Here is a 15219-nt window from a genome sequence, read left to right as displayed (position 1 = left end):
GGGGGAATGGACGCTCTGTGGTTGTTCGGTGATCAGCTCGGTCCGCACTTTCATTCGGTCGACGAGCATGCCGAACGAGACGTGCTCATCATCGAGTCCCGCCGCGTGTTCCGGCGTCGGCGATACCACCGACAGAAATTGCACCTGGTGCTCTCCGGGATGCGACACCTCGCCGACGAGCTGGGCGATCGCGTCACCTATCTGCAGACCGAGACGTATCGCGAAGGGTTGGCCGAGTACGGCAAGCCCGTGGTGGTGTTCGAGCCCACCTCGCACGCGGCGGCGAAGTTCGTTGCCGCCTTGCACGAGGAAGGCCTGGTCTCGGAGATTCTGCCGACGCCTATGTTCGCGCTCCCGCGCGCCGATTTCGCCGAGTGGGCGGCCGAACGTGGAACCTTTCGAATGGAGACATTCTACCGCGAGCAGCGCAAGAAGTTCGGGGTGCTGATGGACGGCTCCGAACCGGTCGCAGGAAAGTGGAACCTCGACGCCGAGAACCAGTCACCGCCGCCGAAGGGACGCCTGACCCTGGGTGTCGACGCGCCGTGGTGGCCCACCGAGGACGCTATCGACGAACAGGTGCGCGCCGACCTCGACTCCTGGGACCTCGACACCGTGGGTGTCGACGGACCTCGTGTGTTCGCGGTGACGGCTTCTGAAGCGTCGGACGCGTTGGCGCACTTCGTGAACTACCGGTTGGAAGACTTCGGCAAATACGAGGACGCGGTGATGGCAGATGACTGGACCATGTCGCACTCGCTGCTGTCGGTGCCGCTGAACCTCGGACTGCTGCAACCGCTGGACGTGGCGCAGGCCGCCGAGGAAGCCCACCGAGACGGAGCGCCGCTGGCGAGCGTCGAGGGTTTCATTCGGCAGATCCTCGGCTGGCGCGAATACGTGTGGCACCTGTACTGGCATCTGGGGCCGGAGTATCTCGAACGCAACAAGCTCGATGCCCATGAGCCACTGCCGGATTGGCTGCTCGAGTTGGACGGCGATGCCGTGGTTGCGAAGTGCCTGTCGTCGACGGTGGACGGCGTGCGTGAGCGCGGCTGGGTACACCACATCCCACGACTGATGATTCTGGGAAACTTTGCGCTGCAACATGCCTGGGATCCACGAGCGTTGACGGACTGGTTCGCAACGGCCTTCGTCGACGGATTCGCGTGGGTGATGCCGGTCAACGTGATCGGCATGAGCCAGCACGCGGACGGCGGAGTGATCGCTACCAAGCCCTACGCGTCGGGTGGGGCCTACCTGAACCGCATGACCGACTACTGCAAGCCGTGCGAATTCAATCCGAAGAAGCGACTGGGCGACGACGCGTGTCCATTCACCGCCGGATACTGGGCTTTCGTACACCGACATCGCGAGATGTTGGCACTCAATCACCGTACGGCGAGGCAAGTTTCGTCGATGAACCGATTGAGCGACCTCGAGCAGGTGTTGGAACAGGAACAGCAGCGCGAGGTGTACTGACGCATCGAAAAATTAGGCGTCTCACTTGACCCCGCACCGGCGATATTCAGGGTCGACGGTTCAGAAGTGCTGCGCCCGATGTTCAGGCGTGGCTTCTTGCCGCGGAACGCCCGTCTCATGCGATTTCCGGGTCCCGTCGGACGACTACCACGACACACCGACAGGTTCTTCGTGTCGAATAGTGAAGCATGGCAATAGTTTTCGGTTGAACTACGATTGCAATTCGAACATCTGTTCGATACACTTGCTCCCATGACCGCAGCGATCTGGCAACTGAGCGAAAGCGAACTCCTCGCCGACGCCGCCGCGGTCTCCCACCAGATCCAACTCCTCGAAGCCCGACGCATCGCCCTCGTCGCAGAGATCGACACCCGCGTCAGCCGAGAGAAACTCGGCTTCCCCGGCCCCGCCGGCTGGCTCACCTCCACCACCCTGCTCAGCCCCAGCAAAGCCACCAAAATCGTCGCCCTCGCCCGCGGACTGAAAGACTTCCCCGACATCGCCGACGCCATCAACACCGGCGTCATGTCCGTCGACCACGCCGCCCTGATCCTCACCTTCGCCGAAACACCCCCGAAAAACCTCCCGCAAGCAGGACAAGACATCGCCCGTAAAGCCATGATCGACGCCGCTACCGGACCCGAAGCACGCACCAGCAGACTCCGCGCGGCGATCACCCGCCTGCACGACACCTACGGAAACAAGAAGCCACCCGCCGAAGACACCGACCGCAACGAACTCTTCGCCTCGAAAACCCTGAACGGGCGACTGGTCATGAAAGGTGACTTCGACGCCGTCACCGGAGAAAAACTCCTCACCGCCCTCTCACCACTGACCGAACCGAGGCCCGCCGCCGACGGCACCCCCGACGACCGATCCCCCGCCAAACGCCGCGCCGACGCCCTCGAGCACATTCTCGACCAGTACCTCGCCTCGAGTGATCGACCCATCGAAGGCGGCGAGAGACCGCATGTGAACCTGCACATCACCCTGCGGGACCTCACCGACCTCCGCGACAATGCCGACAGTGCCGACGACGACGACATCGCAGACGACGAAAACTCCCGCACTGCAGCCGAATCCGACGATGACGCCGACACACACGATCCGGTCGACATCAACACCGGTGAACCGATCCACCCCGACGAGGCCTACGAGTCGAGCGCTACTGCTGCCGAGTCGGATGCTGCTTCGGAGCCGGGAACCGACAGCGAAGACCAGGACGGTGCCGCAGCGGATCGTCGCGCGTATCGCGACCTGTTCGGTGACGGCACCACCGTCGGCTGGCTCCCCTGGATGGGACCACTCTCCCGCAACACATCCCGCCAACTCGCCTGCGACTGTGTTCTCACGGCCATCGTCATGGACGAGAACGGCTCACCGATCAACCTCGCCCGCACCGCACGCACCGTCACAGCCAAACAACGCAAAGCCCTCATCGCGAGAGACCACACCTGCGCCTTCCCCGGCTGCGGAAAACCCGCATCCTGGACCGAAGCGCACCACATTCGGCACTGGGCCGACGGAGGCCCCACCGACATGAACAACCTCGTCCTGCTCTGCGGATTTCATCACCGGCTCCTCCACCACAGTGACTGGGAAGTGTTCATCGGTGCCGACAACCACCCCTGGTTCGTGCCACCGGCATCCGTCGACCCGTACCGACAACCCCGACAATCGCACGCCCGTGCAGGCCCCCACATCGCCTGAACCGGCCCACACCAGCCGCAGACGACACCAGCCCCGCACCGAAACGCCGGTGCGGGGCTGGAAGAGGTAAGTCGACAAGCTGATTCGAGTCGATCAGGAATGCTGTGACCGCAGCGATACACCACCACCTCGAGCACGACCCGTGCCTCGGTCAACGACGGGAGTGGAAGGAGAGGGATTGCCTCTAGCCCCGCCGACGCTATGTTCCGACTAGGCCCGCCAGTTCACCGGGACGTGTATCGCCAGATCGACCGCAGGCTTCCTGCGGCGGACATGAGTCGCGTGAGGTCGATACCTAGTGTTCGCCCCGCTCAATTACCCGACAACTTGCTCGCGTCGAGCTTCGCGACGGCCTCGTCGATCATAGGCACGTATCGCTCCAGTGCCCACGGCACCGTCAGCGGATTGATGATGGACGAGCCGGTGACGAAGGACTGATCCGTCGGCGCAACAACCGAGCCACGCGAGACCGCCGGAATCTGTTTGTACGCAGGCTGATTCTCGGTGTCCGTGCGGTTCTGTGGGTCCGAGTAGAAGGTGAAGATCAGGTCCGAGTCGTTCAACAGATTTGCGTTCTCCAACCCGATGACCGCCGAGTCGGTGCCCTCGGTCTCGTCGAGGGTGTTCACCACCGGATCGACCTGTAAGCCGAGCGCGCGAACCATTGCGACGCGCTGCTCGTCGGCGAGGAATACACCCAGCGTTCCTGGCCCGGTGTTGTAGATGTACGAAAAGCTCACTCCCGCATACTCGGGGTGCTCGCTGGCTGCATCGGCGAATCGACTCTCGATCTTCTCGATCTCCTCCGCCGCCTTCTGCTCCTCGCCCATGGCCTTGCCGATAACGGTGATCTGATCTTTCCAGGTGGTGGTCCAGGGCTGCTCCGCGTAGGCGACCACCGGCGCGAACGCACTGAGCTTGTCGAACTGATCCTGCGTGATGCCGGACCACGGAGCCAGAATCAGATCGGGTTCCAGTGCCGCGACCGCTTCGACGTTCAATTCGGTTCCACCCGTGAATTGTTGAGGAAGTTCGGCGCCCAGCTCGGTGACAGCGTCGTGGACCCACGGCAGGTAACCGGTGTCATCGGCTCCCCAGGAGTACTCCTCGACGCCCACCGGCACGGTACCCAGCGCGATCGCCGTCTCGGCCGAACCTTGACCGAGAGTCACGATGCGCTCGGGCTTGTCGGTGATGACCGCCTGCCCCAGAGCCGAATCGATGGTGACGGCCGCGAAGTCGCCGCCTGACTGCTCGGGCTCGGCGGTGTCGGCGGACGAGCACGCACCGACCACAAGAGCCGACACCGCGAGCGCGGACAGCAGGGACGCACGGCGCATAGTCCGTCGACCGGCCGTTGGAGCGGAGAACATGGGCTACCTCTCGACAGAAGAAGGGGGTTTCGCAAAGTAAGACTAGGCTAACCTTCTAGACGGATTCAAATGCGCTGCACAGCGGGCGTTCGCTACGGTGGGACCCATGAGCCTTCCTCGCCCCGCCCCTGACCGGACAGCCGTCGTGACCGGAGCGTCCTCGGGCATCGGAGCTGCCATCGCCCGCGAGCTCGCCTCCCGTGGCCACGGAGTCACCCTCGTCGCTCGGCGGGCCGACAAGCTCGAAGAGTTGGCACAGGAGATCCGAGCACGGGGAGTCCGAGCCGAAGTCCTCGCAGCAGACCTGTCCGATCGCAGCGCTCGCGCCGAGCTACTCGGCCGCATCACCGAACTCGGCTTGATCCCGGACATCCTGATCAACAACGCCGGGCTTTCGACCCTCGGACCGGTCGCAGAATCGGACCCGGAGGCCGAGATGCACATGATCGAGGTCGACGTCGTGGCGGTGGCCGACCTCTGCGCCCGATTCCTGCCAGGCATGATCGAGCGTAAGCGCGGAGTACTGCTCAACGTTGCATCGACCGCCGCGTTCCAACCCCTACCGGGCCAAGCCGGTTACGGCGCATGCAAGGCGTTCGTCCTGTCCTACACCCAATCTCTCACCGGCGAGCTGCGCGGAACCGGCGTCACTGCCACCGCGTTGTGCCCCGGACCGGTGCAGACCGGATTCGGCGAGGCCGCTGGTTTCGCCGAAAACGATGCAGAGAAAGCACTTCCGTCGATCATGTGGGTATCGGCGGAGACGGTCGCCAAGACTGCCGTCGACGACATGACCACGGGACGAATGGTGTCGATTCCCGGACCCGCCAACCGCATTGGCTCGATATTCGCCCAGATCACCCCGCGAACACTGTTGGTACCCATGCTCACTCGTATCCACCCCGGCCTGAGGAAGGGTGCTTCGTCGTGACACGCGAACTCGTGGTCGCCGACAGCATCGTGGTGAACGCCGACGCCGACACTCTCTACGCCGCGATCAGCGATCCCACCCGGACGCATGAATGGAGCCCGGAGAACACCGGTGCAATGGTCCACGAGCCTCGCGAGAATGCTTACGTCGGAATGGTATTCGACGGAACGAACAAACGCGGTCGAGCGAAGTGGATCACTCGCTGCACCGTGACCGCTGCCGACCCTGGCAAGACCTTCGAGTTCCGCGTCCACGCCATCGGCAAGAGCGCGCCGAAGATCAAGGCCGCGAACGCAACCTGGCGATACGATTTCGAGCCGGTCGCTGGCGGCACGAAAGTCACCGAAACCTGGACCGACGACCGCACGAAATGGCCTGACGCGCTGGCCCTCGTGTTCGACAAGATCGTCACCAGCGGCACGACGTTCCCTCGGTTCCAACGTCGCAACATCCGCAAGACGCTGGAGAACCTGCAGAAACGCTACGCCTGAGCGCTTCTGGAATACACCCCGAGCACGTACGACGCCTGCCCCGCGTGCTGGAGGTCGTCGGACATCACCGAGACCAGTCTGGTTCCGAGGGTGACCGGCGGGTTCCAGTTCTCGTCGACGATCCGGTCCAGGTCATCGGTAGAGACGCTGCCCAGGTACGCAATGGTTTTCGAATGCACAGCGTCGTAGTACTCGCGTAGCAGCTCGGCACTCGAGCCGACCTCGGCGACGTCGGAGGAGGACTGGCCGTATCCGATGTCGGACTTGTCGAACGGTAGGCCGAAGCGCTCGAACCACGAGTCGGACGTCCAGACCTGCTCGCTCCCGGCCACACCGGCGATGTGATCGTCCTGCACCCGGGTGAGGTGCCACACCAACCACGCGATGCTGTTGGCGTCGGCGTCCGGTCGGTATGTCAACGCGGCCGCGGGAATGTCGTCCAACACCGAGTGAACGAGTTCCTTGATCCGGTCGAACGCGTCGGTGAGCACTTCGTTGTGATTCATGAAAGATCCATCTCTTCTCTGACAAGCACTGTTGACCACTCATGCATACCCCGATGCGGCGGCAGGGAACATCGGGGCGGGCCGAGCGCGTTGGACGGAATATGACTGCTCCAGCAATTGTGTACACCCGCACCGGCGATTCGTCCGTCCTCGAACTGAAGGATCGCGAGGTGACCGAGCCCGCCGCAGGCGAAGTGCGCGTCCGCATCGTTGTCTCGGGCGTCAATCCGACGGACTGGAAGAACCGGACCGGTGCCGGACCGGGTGAGAAGACGGCATTCGACGAGGTGGTCCCGAACCAGGACGGTGCCGGGGTGGTCGACGCCGTCGGCCCCGATGTCGACGGACTTGCCGTTGGAGATCGCGTCTGGATCTACCTGGCCCAGCATCAGCGCCCGACCGGTACTGCGCAGACGTTCTCGATCCTGCCCGCCTCCCGGGTGGTTCCCCTGCCCGACGGTGTCGGGTTCGACGTGGGCGCAAGCCTCGGAGTGCCCGCGATGACGGCGCACCGAGCACTGACTGTCTCCGAGGACGGGCCGACACGGCTGCACCCCGGCGCGTTGGAGGGCAAGTCGGTACTCGTGGCCGGTGGCGCAGGTGCTGTCGGTCACGCGGCGATTCAATTGGCACGATGGGCGGGCGCGACGGTAGTGACGACGGTCAGCGGGCCGGAGAAGGGCGCACTGGCCACCGCCGCGGGCGCACATCACGTTGTGAACTACAAGGCCGGAGACGCCGCAGCCGAGATCCGCGAATTGGTTCCCGCCGGAATCGATCTCGTCGTCGAGGTCGCTCCCGCACAGAACGCAGCGCTCAATGCTGCAGTGACGGCCAACCGCGCCTCGATCGCGGTATACGCCAACAACGGCGGCGATACCGTGACCCTCGACGTCCGGCCGAACATGATCCTGAACACGCGCTACCAGTTCGTGCTGCTCTACACCGTCGGCGACGAGGCTCTGCAGAACGCCGAGGCGGACGTCAGCGCGGCCGCTGCAGCAGGCATTCTCGAAGTGGGCGACGCCACCGGCTTACCGCTGCACCGCTTCTCGTTGAGCGAGACCGCAGCAGCACACGACGCCGTGGAGAACGGAACCGTCGGCAAGGTGCTGATCGACGTATCGAGCGAATGACTCAGGTGATGACCGGCAATGTGGACCACGGAAAATTGATCCACTTGTCGGTCTCTCGCCACGAGTAATCCGGCTGCACAATGGTTCTCGGCTTGGTGTAGATCACGGCCGAGCGCACCTCGGGCGTATGCGCCTTCAACAGGTCGATCACCAGAGCCAGGGTACGGCCGGAATCGGCCACGTCGTCGACCACGAGCAGCTTCTTGCCGACGATGGCGTCGGTGTCCAGAAGTGGTTCGAGGACAACGGGATCGGGCAGGGTCTCCTCGACGTCCGAGTAGAACTCGACGTTGAGGGTGCCCGCAGCCTTGACGCCCATCGCGTAGGAAATTGCACCCGCGGGGATGAGCCCGCCACGAGCGATCGCGATAACGATGTCCGGGACGAAGCCGTCGTCGACGATCTTCTTGGTCAGGTCGCGCGAGGCATCTCCGAACGTCGCCCACGTCAGTACTTCACGTTCCGGTTCTGTCATGACGCACCACTCTACCCAGATTCGTTTTTGCCGATACAGCAAATATGTTTGCGTGAAACTGTAGCCAACCGGCAGTCTCGAACCATGGCCGACAACACGCACGCACATACTCATCCCGCGCATCAGACACACGCCGAGCCGGACTTCGAGAACGGCGCATTCGACGAAGCATTCTGGGACGACCTCTACAACCAACGCACCACCATCTGGAGCGGCAATCCCAACGCCGTACTGGTCCAGGAAGCGTCCGAGCTGACTCCGGGACGCGCCCTGGACATCGGTTGTGGGGAAGGTGCCGACTCACTGTGGCTGGCCGGCCAAGGCTGGACCGTCACCGGTGTCGACATCTCCGAGATCGCCCTCGGACGCGCTCGCGCGGCACACCAGGCACTGGAACCGCAGGCACTCGAGGTGAACTGGCGACAGGAAGACGTCCTGGATTGGACTCCCCCGGCAGCGGCGTTCGATCTGGTGTCGGTGCACTTCCTGCAGGTGCCACCGGACGAGCTCGAGTTGACCACCCGCAGGTTCGCCGCAGCGGTCGCGCCGAGGGGACGTCTACTGATCGTCGGCCACAGTCCCAGCGACAGCCACGCATCGCAGCATCCGGCCAAGCATCGGTTGTTCGCGCCGGAACCGGTCGTCGCTGCGGCGGGCGACGGGTTCGAGGTGATCCACGCCGAACACCGCACCCGTACGACGCCGGACGGAGACGAGCGAATCGACACGGTCGTGGTGCTGCAGCGCCGGTAAACTCTTCACGGTGTTCTCGCAGTCGACGTATCGAATTCCCCTGGCCGTCACGTTCGGCGTCGCGTTGATCGTCCTGTTCACGCCCGCGTCCGGGGTGCCCTCGGGGTTCGAGCACAGCGACAAGATCATCCACGGTGTGCTGTTTGCAGCCCTGGCGTACACCTCGCGCCTGGCCGGCATCGACTGGAAACGGACCGCGCTGTGGGTACTGGGATTCGCGGCGGTCTCGGAGTACCTGCAGGCGGTCCTGCCTCTCGGCCGTTCCGGATCGGTCGCCGACGCCCTCGCCGACGCTGCCGGTATTGCGGTTGGCCTGGTTGCAGCGACCCGGCTTCTACCGCACCGCGTCGGAAACGCCTCGGACCTGCACTAGACTGACCGTGCACCGAGGTTCCTCGGCCAGCGCGCAACCTCCGGAAGGAACGTCATCACCTCGTCTTCTGCCCCGCACGATATCTACCTCGTTCCACCGGAGCACGAGACCGACGATGCCGTAACCCGAGAATCCGCCGCATCCGCAGCGCGACTGAGCGAACGATCCGACGTCGTCAGCCACGACGGCCGATACGCACTGACCATCACCTCCACCACCCCACACCAGGCGATGGTCGAGGATCTGCTCTTCGTCCGCGCCGTGCTCGACGCGGCCCGCATCAAGTACCTGCTCGTCCGCGGCAACGACGAACGCCCCGTCATCGCCATCGAGCTGGCCGCACGCGAAGCACTGACCACCGCACTGGTGCACGCCTGCCGAGCCGAGCCGTTCTACTCCAAGACCGTCGACGCCCGCGGAAAAGCCGTCCTGGTGGCCGACGGTTCGCTCTCGCCGTCCGCGAACGCCCGGATCGTGCGCCTGTACCGCCCGCGAATCGAGCCGTTCAGCGGGCTGTATTACGGCGCGTCGACGGCCGTTCAGATCGAACTGTGGTCGTTCTCCCCGTCCGAGATCGTCCTGCCGATCGAGAACTCGCTGACCCGACGCAACATCCGTCCCGACGAGGCCGTACGCGGCACCGTCGAGCGCTTCGGCAGAACGTGGCCGACCATCGAGAACATGTTCGCCGACCACGCGTCGGACATCAATTTCGACATTGACATCGTCTTCTCGTGGGTCGACGGTTCGTCGGCGGAATTCCAGGCTCAACGCGCACGTCGGATGGCGAACTACGTCGTCGGCGAGGGTGACGATTCGGCAGCCCGCTACCGGCAGATCGACGAACTCAAGTACGCGCTGCGGTCGGTGCACATGTACGCACCGTGGATCAGGCGCATCTTCGTGGCCACCGACTCCCCGAGGCCGGCATGGCTGGCCGACCATCCCAAGGTGACGTTCGTGCCGAGCGAGGCGTTCTTCGTCGACACGTCCGTTCTGCCGACGCACAATTCGCAGGCCGTCGAAAGCCAGCTGCATCACATCCCCGGACTGTCCGAGCATTTCCTGTACTCGAACGACGACATGTTCTTCGGCCGACCGGTCAGCCCGTCGATGTTCTTCTCCCCCGGCGGAATCAGCATGTTCATCGAAGCCACCACTCGAATCGGTTTGGGCTACAGCGACGCCGACCGCAGCGGCTTCGAGAACGCGGCGCGGGTGAACCGTCGGATCCTGCAGAAGCGATTCGGGATGACCACCACCCGACACCTCGAGCACGCGGCAACTCCGTTGCGGCGCAGCGTGATGCAGGAAATGGAGAACGAGTTTCCGGACGAGTTCGCGTCCACCGCGGCAAGCGCATTCCGCGCGAGCACCAACATTTCGGTGACGAACTCACTGTACCACTACTACGCGCTGATGAGCGGACGCGCCGTGGTGCAGAAGGACGCCAAGGTGCGGTACATCGACACCACTACGGTGGCGGGCCTCGACGCCATGGCGAAACTGCTCCCCAAACGCTCGGTCGACTTCTTCTGCCTCAACGACGGCAGCTTTCCCGAGGTCGACCTGGACCTGCGCACGCGGAGCGTGACGCAGTTCCTGGACAAGTACTTCCCCATCGTCGCGCCCTGGGAACGCGTACAGCGCTAGGCGTCGCTGAACGTCTTTCGCCGCGCGCTGTCTGCGATCGTGACCCCCGCGTCGCTCAACCTGCGTGCGGTCTCCTGCGCCGAAACAGCCTCTCCCACAGTGTCGTACGAACCCGTCGGCACCACCGAGTGGACGACGGTGTCGTCGTAGACGTGCACCAGGTTGTATCCCTGGGCACCGTCGCGACCGCGCAGTCCACCTGCGGGCACGTTGAGGTCCTGGGTGTAGCACGTGGCCGAGGCAACCGAGACGGGAATGCCTGCGAACGTGGCGGTTGTCGAATAGTGCAGGTGCCCAGCGAGAATGGATCGCACATCGGTGCCACGGAGGACATCCGCGAGGCGCGGCTGATCGATGAGCTCGACCAACACTGCGAGATCGAGCACGGTCGGCACCGGCGGATGGTGCATCGCCAGGATCGTGCCGAATTCGGCGGGTGTGGCGAGTGTGTCTGCGAGCCAGGCCAATTGCTCGTCGCCGAGCTCGCCGTGATGGTGTCCGGGAACCGTCGTGTCGAGAGTGACGACACGGAGGCCGTCGACGTCGTATACGCGATCGATGGACTGCCCGCTCGGTTCGGCATCGAAGAGCTTCTGGCGGAACGTCGCACGATCGTCGTGATTGCCCATCGCCCAGACGATCTGTGCGCCCAGCTCCTCGGCCACCGGCTCGACCAACGCCCGCAGCTTCTCGTACGCGCCGGGCTCGCCCTTGTCGGTCAGGTCTCCCGTGAACACCAACGCGTCGGGGCGTACCCCCGAATTGCGTACGTCGGTCATCACCTGCGCGAGCCGCAATTCGCTGTCCACGCCGCCGTACAACCGACCCCCACCGTCGACGAGATGCGTGTCGCTGACATGCAACAAACAGTGATGGGGGCGTGGGTACTCGGCCATTCGAGACTTCATCGAACTCTCGCTCACGATCTTCACCTACCGTTTTGCGATCGCCCGGGTCGGACGAACGCCACTGCTGCAAGCCAAGCATACGAGTGTTCACTGAGAGAAAGCTGGTCGAATCTCCGTGGTGAACACCGCGCGAATTCCGCGCACACGACACACCCGTCGGAGTATGGCAGGTTGTGGACATGACGAAACCGAAGTTGACCACCCTTCTCACGACTGTCGGGCTCACACTGGGATCGATGGTCGGCATCGGCGTCGGGCCCGCTGCCGCGCAGGAACTCCCGACGGTGGTACTGGTGCACGGGGCATTCGCGGACAGCACCAGCTGGGACGGCGTCGTCGCGAACCTGCGCGGACGCGGCTACCCGGTGGTGACGGCGGAGAACTCGCTGCGTGGGCCTGCATTCGACGCGGCCTCGGTGACCGATGTGGTCGAGAGCATCGACGGGCCGGTAGTACTGGTGGGCCATTCGTACGGCGGCACGGTGATCAGCAACGTGCACGCCGACAACGTGGAGGCGCTGGTCTACGTCGCCGCGTTCATGCCCGTCGAAGGCGAACCCGTCGCCCTCGAACTCGACCCCATCCGATTTCCGGTGACCGCGCTGGTACCGCCGGTGATCGGCCTGAGCGTGATCGACGACGCGTCGAACAGCGGTGGATCGAACATCTTCGGCAAGAACGTCGACTCGTACATCACGCCCGCCCTGTTCCGTCCGTTCTTCGCTCCCGATGTGACCGAGGAGCAGGCCGCTCGCATGGCAGCGCATCAGAAGACCATCGCCGCCGGTGCACTGCTGGAACCGAGCGGTCCGCCGTCCTGGGCGCATACGCCGTCGTGGGCCCTGATCCCCCAGCAGGATCGGATCATCCCGACCTCCTCCGAGCGGTTCATGGCGCAGCGGGCCGGGGCTCGGGTGACCGAGGTGCCGGGCTCGCACGCGATCCTGGTCTCGAACCCCGCCGCTGTGGCCGACCTTGTGGTGCAAGCGGATTCGGGTAGCTGACGCCTTCACCAACCACCTCGGGCCCGGTCACCTTTCGAAAGGTGGCCGGGCCCGAAGCATTGTGTAGTACTTCCGTCAGATCCCGATGAGATCGTGATCGGTGACCTTCGACGCCAGGATTCGCAGGTGCTCGTCGGCACCGCCGAGGGTGTGCTCGATAGCCACCAGCCGGCTGGTGTAGTGGCCCACCGGATATTCGGCCGTGACGCCGATTCCGCCGTGCAGCTGAATGGCCTCCTGACCGATCTTGCGACCGGACCGCGAGATCTGCAGCTTCGCACGCGAGGCGATGGTCGGGTCGACGTTGCCGTCGGCCAACGACATCGTTGCGTAGAGACTCATGCTGCGGGCGAGTTCGAGCAGCACGTACATGTCGGCCGCACGGAAGGTGAGCGCCTGGAACTTGGCCAGCGGAACCCCGAACTGCTTGCGCGCCTTGAGGTAATCGGTGGTCAGTCGCAGCGCTTCTTCCATCGCACCGATTGCCTCGGCGCACAGTGCGGCCTGAGCGCGTACCTCGGCACCGGTGATCGCCGCTGCCGCATTCTCGGCCGAGCCGAGCGGTTCGGCTGCGACATCGACGAATTCGATCTGCGCAGCGCGCTGACCGTCGTGGGTGGCGTAGGACTTACGCGTGAGACCTGTGGCGTCCGCATCGACGACGAACAGCCCTGTGCCACCGGCAGGCAGCGTGGCACTGACGACGATCACGTCTGCGCTACCACCGTGCGGAACCGGGTTCTTGACGCCGTTGAGCGACCACGACCCGCCGTCCTCGGTGGCGGTGGTGGCGACCTCGATGTGGGGCCAGCGGCTGCCGGACTCGTTGTGCGCGAACGCCAACATCGACGATCCCTCGGCCACCGGAGGCAGCAACCGCGCGCGCTGATCGGCGCTGCCGAGTTCGGAGATCAATCCGCCGGGAACGAGCACGGCGTCGAGAATCGGCTCGGGAGCGAGCCGTCGACCGACCTCGGTCATCACGGCCATGATCTCCACGGGACCGGCGTCCATACCGCCGTCTTCCTCGCTGAACGTCAGCCCCAGCAGGCCGACCTCGGCCAACTGCTTCCAGACGTCGGTGCTCCACCCCAGCTCACCGGCAACGATCTTGTTGCGCTTCTCGGTGTCGTACGCTCGCGAAAGTACCTCACGAGTGGTGTCGCGCAGCAGCTTCTGCTCTTCGTTGAGTTCGAAATCCATGTCTTCAGATGCTCCCTTACAGTCCGAGAATCGCAGAGGCGATGATGGTGCGCTGAACCTCGTTCGAGCCGCCGTAGATCGACACCTTGCGGTAGTTGAGATACCCCGGTACCGACCGTTGTGCCCAGCCTTCGCTCTCGATGTCCTCGCCCGCCTCGTACGGCAGTGAGTCCGGTCCGGCGACGTCCATCAACAATTCGGTCGTTGCCTGCTGCAATTCCGATCCCCGCAGCTTGAGAATGGACGACGCCGGGTTGGGCTTGCCGTCGTCCGAGCTGGACACCAGGCGCAGCTGCGTCAGCTCCAAGGCGAGCAGTTCGTTCTCGACCTCGGCCAACTTGGCCGCGAACAGTGGGTCCTCGAGCAGCGTGCCGCTGCCGACCTTCGTCTTCGCTGCGTGCTTCTTCGCTTGTCCGAGATGCACTTTGGTGTGTCCGGCGCGGGCGACGCCGGTGCGCTCGTTACCGAGCAGGAACTTGGCGTAGCTCCAGCCCTGGTTCTCCTCGCCGACGAGGTTCTCCGCCGGAACGCGAACGTTCTCGAAGAAGACCTCGTTGACCTCGACGCTGCCGTCGATCAGCTTGATGGGGCGCATCTCGATGCCGGGAGTGTTCAGATCGATGAGCAGGAAGGAGATTCCGGCCTGCTTCTTCGGCGCATCGGGATTGGTGCGCACCAGCGCGAAGATCCAGTCGGCGTACTGGCCGAGCGTGGTCCACGTCTTCTGTCCGTTGACGATGTAGTCGTCACCGTCGCGGATGGCGGTGGTGCGCAACGACGCGAGATCCGATCCGGCCTCGGGCTCGGAGAAGCCCTGACACCACCAGATGTCGAGGTTCGCCGTCTTGGGGAGGAACTTTTCCTTGAGCTCCTGGGAACCGAACGTCGCGATGACCGGGCCGACCATCGAGGCGTTGAAGGCCAGCGGCTCCGGCACCGACGCCAACTGCATTTCGTCGAGCCAGATGTGACGCTGGACTGCGGTCCAGTCGCGGCCACCGAACTCGACAGGCCAATGCGGCACCGCCAAGCCGTGCTCGTTGAGGATTCGCATGGTCGTAACCACCTCGTCCTTGGTCAACTCCTGACCCGTCTCGCTCTTCTCACGAATCTCGGCGGGGATCTTCGTGGTGAAGAACGTCCGCATCTCCTCGCGGAACGCGGCCTCTTCTTCTGTCAGGGCAAGATTCATCGACAATCCTCCAACTTCCTTCGCTTGTCTTC

Annotated in this window: 15 protein-coding genes; 9 read left to right on the top strand and 6 right to left on the bottom strand. The window is 64.1% G+C overall.

From position 1 onward, the window contains the following. Positions 1–6: 6 nt before the first annotated feature. Positions 7–1479: a cryptochrome/photolyase family protein gene (locus ACNEOT_RS09305; protein ID WP_415973582.1), complete on the top strand. Its 1473-nt coding sequence runs from the start codon at positions 7–9 to the stop codon at positions 1477–1479. A 252-nt stretch (positions 1480–1731) separates the two neighbouring features. Further along, positions 1732–3189 (top strand): DUF222 domain-containing protein, encoded by a 1458-nt coding sequence (locus ACNEOT_RS09300; RefSeq protein ID WP_415973581.1) that lies wholly within the window; start codon positions 1732–1734, stop codon positions 3187–3189. 311 nt (positions 3190–3500) lie between these two features. On the opposite strand, the gene ACNEOT_RS09295 is transcribed toward ACNEOT_RS09300, so the two are convergent. Next, entirely contained in the window at positions 3501–4529 is a 1029-nt protein-coding gene (locus tag ACNEOT_RS09295; RefSeq protein ID WP_415973580.1) for an iron-siderophore ABC transporter substrate-binding protein, read from the bottom strand. Positions 4530–4668: 139 nt separating this feature from the next. On the opposite strand from ACNEOT_RS09295, the gene ACNEOT_RS09290 reads away from it, so the two are divergent. Both ACNEOT_RS09290 and ACNEOT_RS09285 read left to right on the top strand, forming a co-directional pair. Further along, entirely contained in the window at positions 4669–5493 is an 825-nt protein-coding gene (locus tag ACNEOT_RS09290) for an SDR family NAD(P)-dependent oxidoreductase (protein WP_415973579.1), read from the top strand. Continuing rightward, entirely contained in the window at positions 5490–5984 is a 495-nt protein-coding gene (locus ACNEOT_RS09285) for an SRPBCC family protein (RefSeq protein WP_415973578.1), read from the top strand. The genes ACNEOT_RS09290 and ACNEOT_RS09285 overlap by 4 nt, the downstream gene beginning before the upstream one ends. On the opposite strand, the gene ACNEOT_RS09280 is transcribed toward ACNEOT_RS09285, so the two are convergent. Beyond that, positions 5975–6490, bottom strand: a complete 516-nt coding sequence (locus ACNEOT_RS09280; RefSeq protein WP_415973577.1) for a mycothiol transferase — start codon at positions 6488–6490, stop codon at positions 5975–5977. The genes ACNEOT_RS09285 and ACNEOT_RS09280 overlap by 10 nt on opposite strands. 101 nt (positions 6491–6591) lie before the next feature. On the opposite strand from ACNEOT_RS09280, the gene ACNEOT_RS09275 reads away from it, so the two are divergent. Beyond that, positions 6592–7626: an NADPH:quinone reductase gene (locus ACNEOT_RS09275; RefSeq protein ID WP_415973576.1), complete on the top strand. Its 1035-nt coding sequence runs from the start codon at positions 6592–6594 to the stop codon at positions 7624–7626. A gap of 1 nt (position 7627) precedes the next feature. Here ACNEOT_RS09275 and ACNEOT_RS09270 read toward each other — a convergent pair whose 3' ends face one another. Then, the gene (locus ACNEOT_RS09270; RefSeq protein WP_415973575.1) at positions 7628–8101 is read right to left on the bottom strand and encodes a phosphoribosyltransferase; all 474 of its coding nucleotides are present in this window, start codon (positions 8099–8101) and stop codon (positions 7628–7630) included. Positions 8102–8185: 84 nt separating this feature from the next. Here ACNEOT_RS09270 and ACNEOT_RS09265 point away from each other — a divergent pair, with 84 nt between their 5' ends. The 3 genes from ACNEOT_RS09265 (at position 8186) to ACNEOT_RS09255 (ending at position 10880) form a co-directional block, all read left to right on the top strand. Continuing rightward, positions 8186–8854 carry a class I SAM-dependent methyltransferase gene (locus ACNEOT_RS09265; protein ID WP_415973574.1) on the top strand — a complete coding sequence of 223 codons (669 nt, stop codon included), beginning with the start codon at positions 8186–8188 and terminating at the stop codon, positions 8852–8854. A 10-nt stretch (positions 8855–8864) separates the two neighbouring features. Next, positions 8865–9227, top strand: coding sequence for a VanZ family protein (locus tag ACNEOT_RS09260; protein WP_415973573.1), 363 nt, complete (start codon positions 8865–8867; stop codon positions 9225–9227). Between the two features lie 231 nt (positions 9228–9458). Next, a complete protein-coding gene (locus ACNEOT_RS09255; RefSeq protein WP_415973572.1) occupies positions 9459–10880 on the top strand; it encodes a stealth family protein in 1422 nt (473 codons plus the stop codon). Here the strand turns inward: ACNEOT_RS09255 and ACNEOT_RS09250 are convergent. After that, entirely contained in the window at positions 10877–11788 is a 912-nt protein-coding gene (locus tag ACNEOT_RS09250; protein WP_415973714.1) for a phosphodiesterase, read from the bottom strand. The two genes, ACNEOT_RS09255 and ACNEOT_RS09250, sit on opposite strands and share 4 nt — an antisense overlap. 179 nt (positions 11789–11967) lie before the next feature. Here ACNEOT_RS09250 and ACNEOT_RS09245 point away from each other — a divergent pair, with 179 nt between their 5' ends. Then, on the top strand, positions 11968–12792 hold the full coding sequence (locus tag ACNEOT_RS09245) for an alpha/beta hydrolase (protein WP_415973571.1): 825 nt from the start codon (positions 11968–11970) through the stop codon (positions 12790–12792). A gap of 75 nt (positions 12793–12867) precedes the next feature. Here ACNEOT_RS09245 and ACNEOT_RS09240 read toward each other — a convergent pair whose 3' ends face one another. Then, complete coding sequence (locus tag ACNEOT_RS09240; RefSeq protein ID WP_415973570.1) at positions 12868–13995, bottom strand: acyl-CoA dehydrogenase family protein; 1128 nt, start codon at positions 13993–13995, stop codon at positions 12868–12870. A 16-nt stretch (positions 13996–14011) separates the two neighbouring features. After that, on the bottom strand, positions 14012–15187 hold the full coding sequence (locus ACNEOT_RS09235) for an acyl-CoA dehydrogenase family protein (protein WP_415973569.1): 1176 nt from the start codon (positions 15185–15187) through the stop codon (positions 14012–14014). Between the last annotated feature and the right edge of the window lie 32 nt (positions 15188–15219).

The sequence above is a fragment of the Rhodococcus sp. 077-4 genome, from assembly GCF_047782425.1.
In the GTDB taxonomy this organism is placed as follows: Bacteria; Actinomycetota; Actinomycetes; order Mycobacteriales; family Mycobacteriaceae; genus Rhodococcoides.
This window is presented reverse-complemented; position numbering and strand designations above follow the sequence as displayed.